Source organism: Halobacillus sp. A5 (assembly GCF_024189315.1).
Lineage (GTDB): Bacteria > Bacillota > Bacilli > Bacillales > Halobacillaceae > Halobacillus_A.
Window position 1 is genome coordinate 114,348 of record NZ_JAIZEO010000005.1, and the last position, 19,719, is coordinate 134,066.

The 19,719-nt window shown below is 42.1% G+C and carries 13 protein-coding genes; all 13 read right to left on the bottom strand.

Features of this window, described 5'->3' with window-relative positions; genetic code table 11:
- Positions 1 to 23: 23 nt before the first annotated feature.
- Positions 24 to 1,145: a glycoside hydrolase family 88/105 protein gene (locus tag LF822_RS18570; protein ID WP_253925596.1), complete on the bottom strand. Its 1,122-nt coding sequence runs from the start codon at positions 1,143 to 1,145 to the stop codon at positions 24 to 26.
- A gap of 25 nt (positions 1,146 to 1,170) precedes the next feature.
- Positions 1,171 to 2,010 (bottom strand): carbohydrate ABC transporter permease, encoded by an 840-nt coding sequence (locus LF822_RS18575; RefSeq protein WP_253925597.1) that lies wholly within the window; start codon positions 2,008 to 2,010, stop codon positions 1,171 to 1,173.
- 17 nt (positions 2,011 to 2,027) lie between these two features.
- Positions 2,028 to 3,014 (bottom strand): carbohydrate ABC transporter permease, encoded by a 987-nt coding sequence (locus LF822_RS18580; protein ID WP_253925598.1) that lies wholly within the window; start codon positions 3,012 to 3,014, stop codon positions 2,028 to 2,030.
- An 83-nt stretch (positions 3,015 to 3,097) separates the two neighbouring features.
- Positions 3,098 to 4,396, bottom strand: coding sequence for an ABC transporter substrate-binding protein (locus LF822_RS18585; protein WP_253925599.1), 1,299 nt, complete (start codon positions 4,394 to 4,396; stop codon positions 3,098 to 3,100).
- Between the two features lie 381 nt (positions 4,397 to 4,777).
- Positions 4,778 to 6,337 (bottom strand): response regulator transcription factor, encoded by a 1,560-nt coding sequence (locus tag LF822_RS23195; RefSeq protein ID WP_253925600.1) that lies wholly within the window; start codon positions 6,335 to 6,337, stop codon positions 4,778 to 4,780.
- A 5-nt stretch (positions 6,338 to 6,342) separates the two neighbouring features.
- Positions 6,343 to 8,064: a cache domain-containing sensor histidine kinase gene (locus LF822_RS18595; protein WP_253925601.1), complete on the bottom strand. Its 1,722-nt coding sequence runs from the start codon at positions 8,062 to 8,064 to the stop codon at positions 6,343 to 6,345.
- A gap of 85 nt (positions 8,065 to 8,149) precedes the next feature.
- On the bottom strand, positions 8,150 to 9,463 hold the full coding sequence (locus LF822_RS18600) for a multi antimicrobial extrusion protein MatE (RefSeq protein ID WP_253925602.1): 1,314 nt from the start codon (positions 9,461 to 9,463) through the stop codon (positions 8,150 to 8,152).
- 572 nt (positions 9,464 to 10,035) lie between these two features.
- Positions 10,036 to 14,157, bottom strand: a complete 4,122-nt coding sequence (locus LF822_RS18605) for a bacterial Ig-like domain-containing protein (RefSeq protein ID WP_253925603.1) — start codon at positions 14,155 to 14,157, stop codon at positions 10,036 to 10,038.
- 47 nt (positions 14,158 to 14,204) lie between these two features.
- On the bottom strand, positions 14,205 to 15,065 hold the full coding sequence (locus LF822_RS18610) for a sugar phosphate isomerase/epimerase family protein (protein WP_253925604.1): 861 nt from the start codon (positions 15,063 to 15,065) through the stop codon (positions 14,205 to 14,207).
- A gap of 77 nt (positions 15,066 to 15,142) precedes the next feature.
- Positions 15,143 to 16,132, bottom strand: coding sequence for a sugar kinase (locus LF822_RS18615; protein WP_253925605.1), 990 nt, complete (start codon positions 16,130 to 16,132; stop codon positions 15,143 to 15,145).
- Positions 16,125 to 16,760: a bifunctional 4-hydroxy-2-oxoglutarate aldolase/2-dehydro-3-deoxy-phosphogluconate aldolase gene (locus LF822_RS18620; RefSeq protein WP_253925606.1), complete on the bottom strand. Its 636-nt coding sequence runs from the start codon at positions 16,758 to 16,760 to the stop codon at positions 16,125 to 16,127. Before LF822_RS18620 ends, LF822_RS18615 begins: the two co-directional genes overlap by 8 nt.
- A 17-nt stretch (positions 16,761 to 16,777) precedes the next feature.
- The gene (locus LF822_RS18625; RefSeq protein ID WP_253925607.1) at positions 16,778 to 18,268 is read right to left on the bottom strand and encodes a UxaA family hydrolase; all 1,491 of its coding nucleotides are present in this window, start codon (positions 18,266 to 18,268) and stop codon (positions 16,778 to 16,780) included.
- A 23-nt stretch (positions 18,269 to 18,291) separates the two neighbouring features.
- Positions 18,292 to 19,716: a glucuronate isomerase gene (gene uxaC / locus LF822_RS18630; protein WP_253925608.1), complete on the bottom strand. Its 1,425-nt coding sequence runs from the start codon at positions 19,714 to 19,716 to the stop codon at positions 18,292 to 18,294.
- Positions 19,717 to 19,719 lie beyond the last annotated feature (3 nt).

Consider the following 19,719-nt stretch of genomic DNA (forward strand, 5'->3'; position numbering starts at 1 on the left):
AGTTTCTAATAGTTATTTAATATTTAGAGTTCAGGCAGGAGGTGCTGCATTTCCATGCTTGCTAAGACAAAAGAGCCTACTCCGTGTAAATCGTTAGCTGTTTTCGGTCGATTAATATAATGTTCATAATCGCCCACTCCAGTTCCAATACAAATTTCCGGCATAATGAAATGACCCTCTTCATCAAACTGCATCCTGTCTAACAGACCGCGGTAACCTTTAATGGCATGTTCCTTGTAACTTTCATCCAGGACGCCGCCGCGGATCGCTCTGGCGATAGTATAAATGAACAATGCAGAACAAGAGGTTTCAACCCAGTTGTCACTTCTTTCACGTTTATCAACCACCTGATACCACATTCCATTCTCTGGATCCTGATACTTGACGAGACTCTCAGCAAGGTTTCTAAGTGCTTCGGCTATTTCTTCCCGTGATTCATGATTGTCAGGAAGAAAGTCTAATATTTCATTATACGTAATGCCATACCATCCAATTGCTCTCCCCCAAAATTCAGGGGATTTTCCTGTTTCTGAATCTGCCCACCCCTGGACACGGCTTTCATCCCAGGCGTGATGATACAAACCAGTTTCTTCATCCAGCGTGTGCTTTCGCATCAAACGTTCCTGCTCCAGAACCATCTCAATCAGTTCCGGCTCGTTGTAAGCTTTCGCATAGTTCATCGAAAAGACTCCGCCCATATATAAACCATCCAGCCACATTTGATAGGGGTAGCCGTCTTTATGCCAGAACCCTCCATCTGAAGTCGTGTTTAACGTAGGAAACATATTCCTAAGTTTTTTTGCTGCTTTACGATAACGTGTATCTTCGAACTTATCATCGAGCTCAAACAGAAGCAGGCCTGCTTGAATCGCATCAAGTTCTTTACGGTTCCACAGGAAGTTACCATGTTCATCGATGTTATGGTCAACGTAAGCTTTAATGTAGTTTAAATAGTCTTCTCCCCCGACAATCTCTCTTAATTGACGCATACTTTCGAGGAAGACCCCCTGGTGATAGTGCCATCTTCCATCAGGAGGCAGTTCAGAAGGCTCAAAGAAAGCCATTAGTGAATCACAGGCTGCTTTACCCCAATCAAGAGGTGTTTTTAAATTTTCTTTTACATTCGTTTGTTGATTTATACTCATACGCTTCTTCCCCTTATAAATTGATTTAGGCTTTCATACCTGTTGAACTGATGCCGTCCACAATATACCGTTGGAAAACAAAGAAAATGATGAAAATCGGCAGTATACTTAATGTGGACATCGCAAACATTGCACCCCAGTTTGTAACAGAGTTAGGGTCGGAGAATAATTTCAATGCTAGTGAAACAGGGTATTTCTCAGGTGTAGAAAGATAAATCAGCGGCCCCATAAAGTCATCCCATCTCCAGTAGAAAGAGAAAATCGCTGAAGTCATCATGGCCGGGACGATCAACGGAACGATAATACGGAAAAAGATATCAAACGTATTACACCCATCGATTTTAGCCGCTTCATCGAGCTCCATAGGAATTGTGCGGATAAACTGCATAATGAGAAAGATGAAAAATGGTATCCCAAAGAAAGTTGGTAAAATTAACGGTAAATAGGTGTCAATCCAGCCAAATCCGTTAAACATAATGTACTGCGGAATCATAACCATCTCAAAAGGCAGCATCATGGTAAGCATCATCGACACGAACCAGATCTTTTTGCCGGCGAATTTAATACGGGCAAATCCAAAGGCAATCAGTGTTGAGGAAGCAATACTTCCGACTGTTGCAATCACAGTAATTACTGTAGAGTTCCAAAAGAAGGTGCTGAAAGTAATGCCGGCAAACCCATTCCATCCCTCAATATAGTTATCAAAGTGCCATCCCTTAGGAATAAGAGAGTGCGAATCAACGAAGACACTCGAGCTTTCTTTTAAAGAACTGCTTATCATCCAAATGAGCGGGTAGATCATGATTAAAGCAAAAGTTGCCATTAACACGTGTTGAATAATTTTTTTTGTTGCTTTGTTCTTCATATCGCCTTCTCCTTTCTTTATTTGGCATCTGATTCGTAATGCACCCAGTGTTCCGAGCTCTTAAAGATTAGAGCCGTGAAGATCGCAATGATAATAAGCATGACCCACGCCATCGCGGAAGCATATCCCATATCAAAGTATTCAAATGCTCGTCTATACATGTAAAGAACGTACAACAGGGTGCTGTCGACAGGACCGCCGTTTGTAACAACAAAGCTTGGAGTAAAGGCCATAAACCCTTGAATAACCTGCATAATCGTGTTGAACAGTATAACTGGCGTCAGCAGTGGAATCGTAATGATGAAAAACTGACGCAGCGGACCGGCTCCATCTACACTTGACGCTTCATAGAATGTCTTCGGAATATTACGAAGACCAGCTAAGAAGATCAGCATGGATGATCCGAACTGCCAGCCGTATAAAACAATCAATGTCCAAATCGCTGTATCCGGATCCCCTAACCAGGAATGAGTCGGCAGCCCAAGAGTCGCAAGTATGGAGTTAAATGCTCCATCGTCCCCGAACAATTGACGCCACATAATGGAAACGGCGATACTTCCTCCTACTACAGATGGAAGATAGAGCAGCGTACGATATAGTCCAACCATTTCGACTACTTTATTAAGTGCTAAAGCTACAAGCAAGGCAAATACCAGACGCACAGGTACGGCAATACCTGCATAGAAAAATGTTACTTTCATCGCCTGCCAGAAGGTTGGGTCATTTGTAAACATTCGCTCATAGTTCTCAAAACCTATCCAATTCGGCGTACCCATTAAATCAAAATCAGTAAACGACAAATACAAAGAATATAAGATAGGAAAAAGAGTCAAAGATAAGAATCCAATTATAAAGGGCGATATGAATAAATAGCCTGTTACATTTTTATTATCTGATTTGATCTTCTTGTTAGGCGGCACTGCTTTAATTTGCTTCTTATCTTTAGGCTTTTTCGCTGGATGCTGTGGTTCCACTTTTTCATGTCCATCTTTTTTTGGTATCATCGCACTCACCTCTTTCGCGATCTTTTATTATAAGAAAGTGGCCCTGAATGCTATCCCCAGGGCCACCCTCCCTTAAATTACATTTATCTAGCAAGAATTGATTCAACTGTCGATCTAAACTGTTCAGCCCCTTCTTCTGCAGAAAGCTCTCCATACATGACACGTTCGTCAATTTTCTGCAGTTCTCCTAATACTTCAGAAGACTGAGGAGGGAAGTTGGAATCGATTGGAGAGCTATTCTCCGTTACCATTTCAATATAATCAAATACTTTTTGGTCAGTTTCACTTAAGTCAGCAGACAGTTCATCACGAATATCTTCTTTAATTGGAACACCACGGTCAGAACCGCCAATTTCGTAAACCTCAACGTTATTTACAAAGAAGTCAATAAATTTCGCTGCTTCTTCTTTATGCTCAGAATTTTCAGCTACAGACCACAGCATGGCAGGTTTTAAGTACATACCCTGATCATTGTTGGAGCCTGGAAGCATAGTCATTTCCAGCGGCTTACCATCTGCTGCACTATCAAGAGCAGTGGCCTGGTTGGACCATCTGAAGTCAAATGCTGCTTCACCACGTGCAATCAACTCGTCTTCAACGCCTTTGATCTGTTGAATAGTGTCATAACCAGGTACAGCTTCACTTTCTTTCAGCTCTAAGTTTCTTTCAAAATAATCTACTAAAAGCTGATCGTCATCGTATCCTAGAGCTGTTCCATCTTCGTTAAACAGCTTTTCACCTTTTTCTCTCAAGTAGTATTCAAATAGGTTCTGCGGTTCCATAAGTCTTGCGCCATATTCGCCAGTTGCTTCACTGATCTCAGTGGTATATTCTTCGTAATCTTCCCAGCTCCACTCTCCATCAGAGATATCTACCCCGGCTTCATCCGTCATGTCTTTGTTATAAAAAGCGGTTAAAGCGTTAGTTCCGGTTGGAATACCAAGAAGCTTATCGTTTTTCACACCTGATTCCATGATGGTGTCGTCAACGCCTTCTACATCAATTGTTCCATCATCAACAAACTCTGTAAGGTCTGCAAGCAGCTCCTTATCCGCGTATTGATTTAAGTACTCTCCAAAGTTCTGCTGCATGATATCCGGCAGGTTGTTCCCTGAAGCGGATGCAGCCATTTTTTCAAAGTAACCGTCAAACCCTGTGAATTCTGATTCGATTTTGATATCCGGATTTTCTTCTTCAAATTTCTTAATAATTTCCTGTGTCTGGTCGTGGCGGCTTTGAGATCCCCACCATGACATGTTTAGAGTGGTTACACCATCCTCTTCTTCACTGTCTCCTGATGCTCCATCTGAATCTGAACAAGCTGTAAGAATACTAATCAACATAATTGCGGCTAAGCTAATAGCCCAGAACTTTTTCTTCACTTTTCAAAGACCTCCCTCATGAATTTTGAAAGCGCTTTCTGTTTCATGAATCTATCATAAAGTTATTCGTTTTTATAATAAATAAAATTTTCAGATATCGATGTATAAAAAACAGACATTAGTGAAATTACGATCGAATAAGGAAGATTTATATCAAAAAAAGCTTATAGAGTTTACTATAAGCTGCTCAACTTGTTGAAAAACCATCGTTTTCTTCTTTTTCTCGTAAATGTAACCATTCCTTGCTTAAACATGAGGAAAGGTTTTAGGAAACGACTCCCTTTCCTAAAACCCTTTTTGATAAAAGAGAACTAAACCAAGCGGTGTCAAAGAGATCCTTTATCCACTTTGTGATCCAATGGTTCCGAGAGCTTCTATAAGCTACTCGCTCATTTTATTATTTATAAATTGTGTAGGAGTTACTCCTGTATATTTTTTGAAAACCTGTCCAAAGTAGCGGGGATTATTACCAAATCCAACCGTTTCAGCAACCTCAAAAATCTTTACTTCTTCCGATTGCTCAATCATTTCGATTGCTTTTTCAATTCGCCGGTTGATAAGAAAATTAGAAAACCGTTCGCCTTTTTCCTTTTTAAACAGCTTTCCTAAATAATCTGAATTCATGTAGAGGACTTCGGATGCAATTCTGGATAATGAAAGCTCGGGGTCGTCCAGATTTCTCTCAACAAACTCTACTACGCGGTTGATAATATTGCTTTGAGTCTGCTTCGTCCGTTCATAGTGATGCTCGGAAATTTCAGTCGCTGCTTTTTCGATAAACTGCCTGATTTCATGAAATTTATCGTACTCCTGAAAGATGAAGATCTGTTTAAAATAATTATCCATCCCTTCCTTACCCGCTTGTCTGATGATCGACATAAACAACTCAAGGCAGTGGGACTGGACGAGACTGACTTCATAATTTTTCTGTTTAACCTCTTCAAAAAAGTCATTCAAATATTGGAGGACCGCTTCGGTGTTACCGCTTCTAATCGCATAAATCAGATCTTCATGATCATATTGCAATTCTTCCATGCTCGTCTCAACTTTTTTTAAATCCTGCATTGTAATAATGCTTCCGCCAGAAACGTAAAACCGCTGAGTTAAGCAATTTAACGTTTCATTATATAAAGCTCTTAAGTCATTAATACTTCCAAGATCACTAATGGCCGCTGTATAATCTATCGGATAAAAACTTGTAAAATCCTGCTTTGCTTCTTTAGCTTTTTCAATAATTGCATTTAATGAGCTCATCTCAGCTAGCACGACAATCTTATCCCCAATGGTCGTTTCTAAAGGAACTTGCTCCTCCCCAAGCTTTTCCACGACAATTTTTTTAAGCGCTAATAAGTGTTCATACTCGTATGGATCGTCTATTTTAATTACAACAAGCCTGAATTCTTTAGAGTTTGTATCAATTTCAAACAACTCCCGATAATGCTCCCAGTCTTGTACACCGTATTTTTTATTTGTAATATAATCCTTTAAAAATTGCTCCTTCGCTTTAGGCATCACCTGTTGGAGGTGGTCACGCATATTTTCAAGAAACTGGGCTTTATCCACCTCTTCATCTAAATCCTCAACCACTTGCTTCAGGGCGGTTTCAATCTTCTGCTCATTGCTTGGCTTCAGCAGGTAATGCTTCACATTGCATTCCATCGCTGTTTTAGCAAATTCAAATTCATCATGTCCGGATAACACAATAAACCGTATCTCAGGGTAAAGGCTGTGTACCTTTTGGATAAGCTGCACTCCATTGAGACCGGGCATTTTAATATCAGTAATTACAATATCCGGCTGATCTTCAGTAATCATCTCTAACGCCATTTGACCGTGATTAGCTTTGGCCGTCAATTCCGTTCCGCAGGACTTCCAATCTACAATTGCCGCTATACCTTCTAAAATATTGATTTCGTCGTCGACTAGTAATACTTTATACACTTGCCTCACTCCGTCATATAAGGTAGTAGAATCTTAACCTTTGTTCCTTTGCCCGCTTCACTTTCAATCGTTATTCCGTAAGCATCGCCAAACATCATTTTGATACGTTCGTTAATATTATTAAGACCAATTCCCGAGCTCTTCGATCGAATCTCCCCGCGATAGATCCCCTCCAGCTTGTCCTCCTCAATCCCCGGACCATTATCGGAAACTGAAATTTCAAGCCCTTCCTCTTTTTCAGAAATATTTACAGTGACCCGGCATTCATCAATCATTTCTTCAAGGCCATGCTGAATCGCATTTTCTACAATCGGCTGGATGGACAGTTTAGGAATCTGACTGTTGTGGTATTGTTCAGGAATATCCAGGGAAAAGTCCAGCCGCTTATCATAACGGTATTTTTGGATCGTTATATAATTACGGACAATATCCAATTCTTCTTTAATGGTAATCATGGGAGCCTTTTTACTAATGATATTTCTCATCATATTGCCAAGGGCGTCGGCCATTACGGAAATCTTCTCCTGCTTATTAATTTTCGCCAGCCAGTTAATTGAATCCAGCGTATTGTATAAAAAGTGAGGGTTAATTTGAGCCTGAAGTGCCTTATACTCAGTTTCTTTTATCATGAGCTGTTTAGTATAGTTTTCTTTAATCAGCTCATTGATTCGATTAAGCATCAGCCTGAAATTCTCATGCAGCTCGCCAATTTCATCATTGTAGTAATCCTCAGGAATAGACTCTTCGAAGTCACCATCCTGCACCTTCTTCATACGCGCTGATAACGACTCCAATGGTTTGGATATTTGTTTAGCTGCTCTTCTGCTTAATAAAATGGTTAAAGTCAGCATTAACAGAAAACAGACAATCATAATTATTTTAATAGCGTCGGTTTGTTTCGTTATATTGTCGTAAGGCAGCAAATGATGGTACGTAAGCTGGGAAAATTGGGAGTGTGAATAGGAAATTAGGTATTCTTTCCCATCAATTTCAGTTGTGTTGTAACCGCTTCCAGTTTTCTTGTGAGAAAAATCGTCCCTTTCCCATTCCCCTTCGCTACTCTGATAGAAAATATCATTATTGCTGGTAATAACAAAGTCTTTATTATCTGGTGAAAAGTTAAGGGTTTCTTCCACGAAATTGTTCATATCGATAGAAATAATTAAGGTCCCTATGTCCTCTAAACTTAAATTTTCCTTTTTCCGGATAAGCCGTGCAGAGGAAATTCCATTCTCCCCGTCTATTGTCGTCCAAATATTAGCACCCTGTGTATCGGCAAGAAGTCTTCTTATTTTACGGGAATCATTTTCAATTTGTGTATTGTATCCCGTCGTATGCTTCTCCCCCATCTGGTCAATCACCTGCACCGAAGAAATGTATTTTCTCGTCGACGCATAGGTGAGCAATCGTTCCAGCAATCTTGATTCAGTTTGGTAACCTTCAAAGGTGTACTTATTTCTGTTGATGGTGTCTATATAATTCTGTATCACGGCATCTGTGCTTATCTGAAAGGATAAATCTTCAATCACATTTAATTCTTTATCTACAACAGAGGAAGACAGCTGCAGCATATCCGCTGATTCCTCGTAAATTCTTTCCTCATAGAGAGAAGTAAAATAATGATACGTAATTAAGCCCAATAAACCAAATATCATTAATAAAAGGAGAGAAACAGAAAATATTTTATCTTTAATTTTAAAGTTGCTGTAAAAAGGTTTAAGCTTCATGTCTCCCTCCCCCCTGCCGTTTTTAATCGAATTATATCACAATTAGAAAAATTATAAATGTTTACTTTTGTTCCAAGAATTTTCATTATGCGGTTTGAGAAAGTTTTCTTTTTTTCTTTGCAGTCATTTTATAAACAATAATAAGAACGGTGACAAGTCCTGCCAGCTCTCCAAGGGAAGCGGCGATGGAACCATTAATCCCGTTTAAGCCTGGGAAATAGGTAACGAGCAGAGAGACTGTCACAATGACTGTAATTAGATTCACAATTTGAGCAGCGGCCATTCGTTTCGTTTTACGGTGAAGCATTAGAAAGCCATTTAAGAAATCAACCCATGGAAACACGAGTGTTTTGATCATAAAAAATTTAAGAACAGCGATTGTCGTCATGGCCAGCTCTTCATCCGCCCCCATAACCTCTCCCATAAACCAAAGCCCTGCAGGGGTATAGCACAGAACAGCCAGCGCGAGTGTAGGTATCAAGCTGAGAAAGACAATAAAACGGACGACTTTTTCCTTATTTACTTCATAAAGCTGAAGGACGAGCTGGTGGGTGTACATAAAGAAGCTTAAAAGCATTTGTGTGATACTGAAGGCTAAAGCAAACGACGCAATGCCCATTTCAATATTATGTGTTTTTGATAAAAATACATAAATCACAGGAATAAGTACGGTTTGAATGACAAAATAAAAGGCTAACGGCAGATAAAAATTTGCGATTTCCCGTTTACGTAATTTTGTTACCTGCTCTTGATAGTCAGCCTTCAGGATAGTTTGTCCTTTCCACACGCTGATCACACATTCAATCAGCATGCCGAGTAAAAATAGAACCGATCCAGTGGCACTGGTAATATAGTCAAAATAGACAAATAAATAGGCAGCAGCAAACATGATCAATAAACGGACGACAACCATAATAGTCAGCCATTTTGTTTCCAGGTGATTGATAATTACCCCCTGGTAGATTCCTCTGATCCCTGAAAAAATAATAACAAACAAAATAATGGCAAAGGCATCTGAGATTGTTTCGACCATATTCGGATCGGCATTAAATAAGTTCATGTATACCCAGCCGCCAAACGATGTATATACCATTAATAGACAAAAGCTTAGAATGACAGCCATAGGAATGACCATAAAGACAGATAGCACTTTAAAGGACTGCATGTCTTTTACAAGCGCTGAACATGTCTGCCTGAACACTATAATTGGTCTTTCAATAATGCCAAACAAGGCAAAGGCTACAGCATAACAGGCTATGATAAAGGCAGCGTTTTCTCCCCGGCTCAGCGTCCCGTTAATAATTACATGTGTAATGGACGTTAAACTGGCCGAAAAACCTAGCGGAATAAAAAATGCACAAAGCTGCTTGTATGTTAAACGACCTTTTCCAGCATTCACGATTCTTCCTTCTTTCTAATAATTTTCATACCTTCATGAAAAATAAGAAGAGGGGGATCCCCTCTTCTTTATCCAGCTTGTTGAGAAAACATAATTCAGTCTAAAGTGTAAACATTTCTTGCGTGATCAAGAGGAAAGTGTTTTAAGAAACGGCTCCCTTTCCAAGGGCGAACGGTGTGCCTCCTCAGGCTTATCAGCCTTCCGGGGTCACACCTGATTCGTCTCTCCTTAGGAGTCTCACCGTTTCCTAAAACCCTTTTTCGATAAATGATCACTAGACCCACTGGCATTTATGAGGTCCATTTCCACAAGTCTTCATGCTCTAATAGTTCCGAGAGACTCTTTTGATTAAAAGGAACAGAAAAAGTGACGACTCCTGCGGGATAAGAAGACTGGAAAGGCCCCACAGGTCGCAGACCGAGGAGTCTTTCCGCCTGCCCCGCTTAAAAGTGGCGCTTTTTCATGTTCCTTTTTCTTCAGGTTCTATTAGAGGAACAATAAGATACCATGTGCACATACACCAAAACTTTTTCGACAGTCTGATAAAGAAGAGGGGGATCCCCTCTTCTTTATTATTTCACTGTAATTACTGAAGCTGCTTTAAATGGAATTCCTGAGTCTAACTCGCCTGTGAGTACCACTTCCTGTTCTCCTTTCTCGAGAATAGAAGCTAACTGATCACGGGACAATTGGACCTCGTATTCGTTCGATCCATCTTTGTCAAAGTCACCTATCTGTTTTTTCTTCTGTTTCGATATTGGTTCAAGTTCCCCATTTACGCGAATGGTTTCCATATTAATGTCCTCTAGTTCAAATCCATCCTGGAGACTAAGATACGCCTTGGCTTTCGGTCCTTTATGGCCCTCATTCTTTTTCCCTTTTTCCTTTTTCTTAATAACTGGAGGCTCCCATTCTGCATCTGCAGAAACCTGGAATTTAAGGAAATCTCCTTTTATAATGTTACCATTCTCATCTCTTTCGTATGGCAGATCAGGTGTCAGGCTGACAAAATTGTCATCTGAAAGCTCCGTTCCTGATTCATTTTGACTTACACTGCCATCAAAGAAAAAGTTATCATCAGATACGGCTTCCTCAGGATATTGATCTTCACCTGAATGATCGCTTTGATACGAAATAAACTTATCCACTGTAAAATCTTCTTCGATGTTGGAATACGTGGTAAATGCTAAGTTACGCCCAGCGTTGTTATAAGAGATGGTATCCTCTGTAATAACGCCCGGATTACTGTTGCTGGTGACACCATCTGCGCCATTATTAAATGCTATACTGTCGCGCAGAATATGAGGGACGTGGATTCCTTCTCCACCCAGCTTGAAGCCATTTTTGTCACCGTCTCCGACTGTTCCATCTGTAAGAGCACCATTTTCATAAGCAATGCTGTCTTCTATTAATACCGGACCGATAGCTCCCGTTCCGGCTTTGGTGTATAAATCCCATCCATCATCAATGTTATGGTGGGCAATACAGCCAAGGAAAGCATTGTTTTCACCCGATGTCAGCTTGGCAGCAAAACCATCGGCATTGTTATCAGAAGGATCACGGTTATCAAACGACTCACTGTTTAAAATTAAGTTGTTTGACGGCCATTCTTCTTTCGGAGCATCTGTGTCGGTACGGCTGATCTGCAGTCCCGTATCACCATGTTCATAGAAACGGCTGTCCTCTACAATGTTATCACTACCACCTACGGTAAATCCTTTTGTGTTACCGGCAGAACGAGCAAAGTCGATTCCTTTAACGTGCCAGTAATCACCGCTTAATACAACACCTTCAGACTTTTTGTCAAAATCAATCACAGGACGTGCTCCATCCTCTGCTGTTAAATATTTCAGATTGTCTTTTGCTCCATCGTTGTACTTTGCGATTTCCAATGCAGAGTCCCGGACATAATCGCCATCGCTCAGTACGATTTTTTGACCAGGCAGTACATACTCTACAGCAGTATCGAGATCAACCGCATTCTCATCTGTCCCGTCTCCGTCACTTGCTGCTGAAGGGGTGACATGGATATCCCCTTCTTCATTTAACGTTTTCATCGAAACGGTAAAGTTCTTCACTTGCTTCCCATATGAAGTCAAGTTCTGTGTATCATCGGGAAGGAAAGTAATGCTGAAGTTCGTATCATCATTCGCTGCTAATTCAGCTGGAACACTCGTCAATTCTCCCTGCTCAACTGCTTCATTACTAACAATTTCTTCATTCCCCTGCTTAACGCTGACAACGCCATCTACATTGGAGTCAAGCAGCAGGTCATACTCAGATTCTGACGTTTTATTTCTGGACTCTATACTGAATTCAGGCTCAACAGGCTCTTCAGGAGCTTCTTCCTTTGGAGGATCTGTATCTTGAGATGTGACTGAATAATCGATATCGCTTACTTCGATATCAGCAAGACGAGCGGCATAGAATCCTACATAGATTTTGGAATCCTGTACATTTAAAATGTCCGGTTCAAAGAAAATCTCCTCCTCCCCGTCGTTCAGCCTGCCAGTATATCCACTGTTCGTTTTGGATAACGTTAAACGATAATCCTGTTCAGGGTGAGTGTTACCCGCTTCAGGTTTCTCATCATTAAGCATCGTCTTTTGAATGCCCTGGCTGCCCGCTCCGTCTGGAGACTCTACTCCATCACGAATGAAAAGCTGTGTTCCATTTTCTTCCTGAGTGCCGCCGCTAAATCCGCCAAGGGCAGCAATGTTAGACGCAAAGACGCTGGAATTATCTTCTTCTCCTATTGCGTCCCGTGCCATAATACCGAATGATTCCTGTCCATCATGATTTGGACTCTTCGCGTATTCATTGACTTTAATATCAGCGGAAAGTTCAAAATTGTCCTCTTCCGCATCGACCTCTGTATAATAGTACGTAATTCCATCATGGTCACCGGTGATTTTTCCAGCCCCGGGCTCGGCTACAATCCTTACTGAGTCATCTTCTTCTGTAATGTAATTTGTATCACTTCCGGTAGACTGGCCGAATTGGATCGTCTGCCAACCCACTTCTCCCTGGTCCCTAACCGTTACGTCAAACGTAATGGGATCAATTGAATCATCCGCAGGAGTGACTGTAATTGGATAGACACCCTCTTTGGAAGAATTAAATTCCGAAGCAGAAAGCTCGTAGTCATCTTCTTCTAATGGTTCTTCATCCCGGTTATCATAGACTTTAGAAATTTCGATGCCTTCAGCGTCAAATTCTTCTTCGAGGTCATATGTCGTTTTAGGGAATTCTGTAACCTTTATCCCCTCTGACTCTTTTTCTTTTACATTTACAGTAAAAGTTGTCTCTTGCCCTTTATAGGACAGGGATACTTCCTTATCACCTTCCGTACTTGTATCAAGTTCAGAAACATCAAGCTGATCCTTTATTAACCGTTCTGTCGTTCCATCACTATAAGCCGCTTCTACCGAAAGACCATCCAGGTCAAGCTCGTCTCCTATAAAATACTGCGTTTTTGTAGGCGGCTGAATGACCTCAAGTGCTGAAACCTCCTCGTCCTTCACTTCGATATCGAATGAAGCGGACACGTCGGAGTTTTGAGAAGATTCAATAGTGACTGATTTAGTCCCAGGCTCCGTTAACTGCGCGCCATCTTCTATTTCTTCACCGTCGATGAAAAAGGAGTATTGATCACTTGATAACACTTCTTCCTGATAACCATCTTCATAATCACCGATCACTTCCAGCCCCTCAGAGTCAAAATGATCGTCTACGTAATACTCTGTTTTTGCAGGGTAATAATTGATGTACATATCCGTTAACTGCAGTTCTGCGATGGTTAAGTCAATATCTTTTTCAATTCCGTTATAACTGATAGTTATGGTATTTGTACCAGGCTCACTACTGTCAAACCCTGTAACAATATACTCTTCCTCCGTTAACGTTTCCGTGCTGCCATCTTCCTGTACAGCCTGAACCTCAAGTCCTTCTAAATCTAAAGGTTCATCAATTAAGTATTCCGTCTTCATATTGTCTGCATTTACTTCTAAATCTGAAACCTCTGCAGACTGCTCGACATTCGTATCACTAAATGTCACAGTTCCATTACGTGCTACATAAAACCCTAAATACATATCCTCAGAAAAGGCCTCATCTAAAGTAACTGTCTCACTTTGTCCATTAGAGGTAACAACAAATGTGTCCCCTGACTTTTTAATGGATAAATCATACGTTTCGCCAGGACCTGGAGCTGTATTATCAGAGAAGACATCCAGCTTGCTTAAACCTCCCTGACTGTAGAAACCTCTCATTGCATCATCTAATGCCCCGACTGCCACATATTCAGAGGCCTGCTTTCCGCTGTCTCCGTTTTCCCCTACCCCATTCCTCAGCATCAAGCCGAATGAACGCTGGCTGTCAGGACTGTAGGAATCAGCGTAAGCCGTTGTTTCTATTTCAAAGTTAGAATCAGCCGGCAGCTTCGTATAGTAATAGGATAACCCTTCTTCACTGCTGGCTATTTTCCCTCCTGATGCTTCGAGTGTGACAGATCCATCCTCGTTAAATGACGGGGGTGGATTGCTTCCTTCGCTTGTATTGGAACCAAAAGCTCCAAACTCCCAGTCTTCAGAGTTTTCGCCGGGACCTTCCTCAGCGAAAGCGGTTACATTAAAACTTGTGAACAACAATATTAGAATCGTTGTGACCGCCCATCGTTTTGTCCATCTCTTCATTCTTCACATCTCTCCTTTTTTAATGCCCCCCATTAAAAAAGACTTCCTTAATTGGTTAGTGGATGTGTAACAGACGCTTTGACTTTAGCCTGTTCACGCATCTTCTCTATATAACTTCTAGCTTCAAGCATTTGATAATCTTTCGCAGCTTCCATTATGATTCGCGTCTGCGGCTTATACTGCTCCAGCAGCTCCATATACAATTCATAATTCAAGTCACCTTTTCCTGGAACAACGGTTTTGATCTGACCGTCAGCACCAATGATACGATCTTTGGCATGACCGGCAATAATACGTGTTCCTAATAAATCAAAGGCTTCTCTAATTACTTCATCCTGCTTATGAAAGTTCCCATTATGCACTAAGTTCCCTGGATCCAATACAACTCCAATGTTAGAAGACGGTACTTCCTCAAGCATATGACGCAGCTGTTCTGCTGTGCCGATTAAATGATCATTCGCTGGCTCAATGCCGATATAGACGCCCCATTTCTCGGCCTCCTCCACCAGCTCTTCAATATTCGTCTTTAAAATTAACCACTCATCACCCGTAAGCTCCTTCGACTGCAGTTTTCCTACTTCACAGGCGACCATTGGTGCGCCAAAGAACTTCGCGTGACGAATTAATTCTTTATAGCGTTCCATGTTCTCCCTTCTCAGCTGTACATCTTCATGAAAGAAGTGAAGATAACAAGCTAATACAGAAATGGAAACATCATGCTTGTCGAACTCTTCCGCAATGTCTTCCGCCAGCCCCGGACTTAGTAATCCCGGCTTATTAAAATCATAATCATTAAACGCCTTCCAAAGGGCGAGCTGCACATGAGGAAACCCTTTTGCCCCCACCTTGGAAGCAAGCTCCTTATACGACATCCTCCCAAATAAATGGGCCAGCACCCCTATACTCATTCCAAAAACCTCCTTAAAATTTTATTGATGTATAAAAAGCCTCATCAGTTATTCAGCTGAGTAAGGCTTCCCCATTGTCATCGCGTAACGGCCTGCTGATCATTCATCAGCTGGTTCACTTCCTGAAGTGTCGGAGCTCCCTCCCAGTCCCCGTGGAACTGTGTCGCTAATGCTCCTGTCACATTGGCACGCTTTAATGCTTTTGGAAGTATTTCCGCTAACTTCTCTTCATTTAAAAAATTCTTCTCCTCTAATAATGCTGACAGAAAGCCAGCAGCGTATGCATCTCCCGCACCTACCGTATCGACCACTTGTTTCACTTTATAAGGTTTTTCCTCATAGGAACCATTTTTCGTAAAGCCTATAGACCCCTCTTCACCGAGCTTCATGGCTACTATCGAAGGACCCATTTCAAGAAAAGCCTCACCGTGGGCAGCAGGAGACTGTTCTCCTAACAGAAATTCAGCCTCCTCCATCCCCGGCAGGAATATATCACAAAGAGGAATCAATTCAAGAAGCACTTCTCTGGCAGTGTGATCATCCCACAGCTTTCTACGCAGATTAGGATCAAAGGAAATGGTCAGACCCTGCTCTTTTGCCTGCCGCATCGCTTCCTTCATAAATTCCACCGTATGTTCTCCCAAAGCAGGAGTAATCCCGGTTACATGCAAATGACCGGCCTGTTCAAACCATTCCGGCTTAATATTCTGCCTGGAAAATTGACTGGCAGCAGAGTTCCTGCGGTAATAATACACGCTTGGATCTCCCGGTGTTGTAGCTTCTTTAAAATACAGGGCCGTCGGTTCATGTGGATCTTTTTCAGTGTAACTCACATCAATTCCTTCACCGGCAAGTGTAGATAAAATAAGTTCTCCAAAAGGATCACTGCCTACCCGGCTGATCCATCTCACTTTTTTCCCCAGTCGGGATAAACCGAATGACAGGTTAGATTCTGCTCCTCCTACCGACTTGGATAATAACGGAGCGTATTTAATCCCTCCGCCATTGTAGGGTTGAAAAAGGACCATGCTTTCCCCAATCGTTACGACATCCGCATAACTACCCATGAACAGCAGCCTCCTCTACTTTAGCGGTGTACTGCTCTGCCAGTTTCGTAATTTCACTGTATTTTCCTTCCGCTATCAGCTGATTGTTTACTAGATTTCCTCCTAATCCAACAGCTGTGACACCGTATTGAATCACGTCTTGAATATTATCCAGATTCACGCCGCCCGTAGCGATCATTTTAATATGATTAAGCGGACCACGTACGTCTTTAATATATTTCACGCCCAGAGCCCCGACTGGAAACACTTTAACTGCAGGGGCACCAAGGTTTGTGGCGCGTACTATTTCTGTCGGCGTCATCGTTCCCGGCCACACCGTAACACCTTTAGAAAGACAGTAGGTGACCACTTCTTCATCAAAATGAGGGGAAACGATATATTCAGCCCCTGCTTCGATGGAAGCTTTAGCATCCTCCACACTTAAAACCGTCCCTGCTCCAATTTTCATCCTTCCTTGAAACGATTCCTTCAATTCCGAAATCATCGCAAGCGCCCCATCTGTATTTAACGTAATCTCAAGGAAACGTACTCCGCCGTCATACAGGGCCTGTGCTGTCGCCTGCCCTGTACCCGCCGGAATCCCCCGAATAATCGCAATAATTTTTTTCTCGTCTAAAAGCTGATCCATACTAAGTTCCTCCTTTATTAGAGCGTGACTCCCGATTTAAAGATGGCAATCTCACGAAAGTCATTTTTCTCGTTGTTGACAAGCTCTCCACTAGCCACACTGACGATGTAGGTGATAAAATCCTGAAGAACATCATCGGGAGCATTCCCTTCCAGCAAACTGCCCGCATTAAAATCGATCCAGTGTTTTTTATTTTCATAGATTTGTGTGTTCGTTGATATTTTCATCGTCGGGACAAAGGATCCAAACGGGGTCCCTCTGCCTGTTGTAAAAAGAACAATCTGGCAGCCAGCCGCTGCAAGCGCCGTGGATGCGACTAAATCATTTCCCGGCGAGCTGAGCAGGTTTAAACCTTTCGTTTCAAGCCTTTCGCCATATTTCAGTACATCGGTAACGACAGACGTACCCGCTTTCTGCGTGCAGCCGAGCGATTTATCCTCAAGGGTCGTAATGCCCCCATCCTTATTCCCTGGAGATGGATTCTCATAGATCGGCTGATCGTGCTTAATAAAATATTGTTTAAAATCATTAATAAGGTCGACTGTCTTGTGGAAGACTTTTTCGTTAATTGCTCGTTCCATCAACAGCTTTTCAGCTCCGAACATTTCTGGTACTTCCGTTAGTACAGTAGTCCCGTTTTGAGCAACGAGGTAATCAGAAAGTCTGCCAAGCAGCGGGTTTGCTGTGATGCCAGAGAACCCGTCTGATCCGCCGCACTTAAGGCCGACTTTCAGCTCTGAGAGAGGCACCTCTTCCCGATGATCGTCTTTAGCTGCCTGATAGATTTCATGCAGAAGCTTAACCCCTTCCTCCATTTCATTCATGACGTCCTGAGAGGTAAGAAACTTGATTCTGCTTCGGTCATAATCACCGAGAGACTGCTCAAATTCATTCACACTGTTATTTTCACAGCCCAGTCCCAGTACGAGGACCCCTCCTGCGTTTGGGTGCTTTACAGCATTACCTAGAATCGTCCTCGTATTCATATGATCATCACCCAGCTGGGAACAGCCGTAGTTATGCTTTAATACTTGAATATTATCGAAGGGGGCTATGTCGCCAACCTCAGATTGAAATATCTTAATAATCTGTTCTGCTATTCCATTAACACACCCTACTGTAGGAACGATCCACAGCTCGTTACGGATGCCGACACGGCCATCTCCGCGCTTATAGCCATTAAACGTTAAGTTTTCCTTCGTAAAAGGGTTATCTGCAAACTTCGGTTCATATTGATAATCCTGAACGCCTTCAAGGTTGGTCTTCGTATTATCCGTATGCACCCAGTCCCCAGGCTGCACCGCCTTTTCAAGGTGGCCGATTGGGAAACCGTATTTCAAAATATCTGTCCCTTTATCCATTGGTTTTAATGCAATCTTATGACCTCTTGGAACATCAGAAATCAATTCGATTTCTTCAGCTTCCACCTGCACTTTTGTGCCGCGGGGCAGATCCTTTAAAGCTACAGCGACATTATCTTGTTCATTAATTTTCAATATATCTTCCACGGTTTATCCTCCTCGCAGAATACTTACGCGTTTAGCTGCTGAGACTGAGGCTGCAATCCTAAGAACTGTTCAGCATTTTCATAGGAAATCCCTCGAATTATTGGTTCAAGCAGCTCATCATCATTTGGAACTTCGCCATTGTTCACCCAGGTCGCCAGTAACTCACACAATATTCTTCTAAAGTACTCATGGCGCGTATACGACAGAAAGCTGCGTGAATCTGTCAGCATGCCGATAAACTGACTGAGCAGCCCCATATCAGCAAGCGTTTTCATTTGTGAAAGCATACCTTCCTTCGTATCGTTAAACCACCAGGCTGTACCGAACTGCATTTTCCCTGGCACTCCGCCTTCCTGGAAGCTGCCTGCAATGGTAGCAAGCACTGGATTGTCTTTAGGATTTAAAGAATACAGCACCGTTTTCGGCAGAGCATCCTCTCGCTCAAGTGCATCCAGCAACTTACAAAGCGGCTTGGCAATCTGTCCGTCATTCATACTGTCATAACCTGTATCAGGCCCTAATCTATGAAACATCTTTGTATTGTTGTTACGCTGGGCACTAATGTGATACTGCATCACCCAGCCGAGTTCAGCGTATGCGTTTCCTAAGAAGGTAAGCGTAAACGACTTATACTTTGCTTCCTCCACCTTGCTGACTTTCTCGCCTTTCTTCGCCTTTTTAAAGATCTTCGAAACTTCCTCCATCGTTGCTTCTTCATAAACAACTTCATCTAGGGCGTGATCAGACACTCTTCCTCCGACTTCATGGAAATAACGGGCACGAGCTTCAAGGGCAGCCAGGAAATCCTCGTAGCTGTTAATCGAAACCCCTGAGGCCTGTTCCAGCTTCTCGACCCAGCTCAGGTAACCCTCACGGTTAATCTCAAGCCCTTTATCCGGACGATAGCTTGGTAAAACGGTCGTTTCAAACTCACTATTCTTAAGCTGCTTATGGTATTGCAGCGTATCCACAGGGTCATCCGTCGTACAAATCACTTTCACATTTGAGGCTTTAATTAAGTCCCGTACACCGAAATCTTCTTTATTTAACTGCTCGTTAACCCGCTTCCAAATCTCCGGAGCTGAATCTTCGTTTAACGCATTGTAAATATTAAAATATCGCTGGAGCTCAAGGTGTGTCCACGTATACACTGGATTTCCAATTGACTTAGGCACGGTACGAGCCCAGGCAAGAAATTTATCATAAGGATCGGCATCCCCTGTAATTAAGTTCTCATCCATGCCATTCGCCCGCATCAAACGCCACTTGTAGTGGTCCCCGTCCAGCCAAATGTCTGTTATGGTTTTATACGCCTTGTTTTCATAAATTTCTTTCGGACTTAAGTGACAGTGATAATCGATAATCGGCATGTCCTTGGCATAATTGTTATACAATCGTTCAGCTGTTTCACTGTTTAGCAAGAACGTTTCATCCATAAAATTCTTCATTGT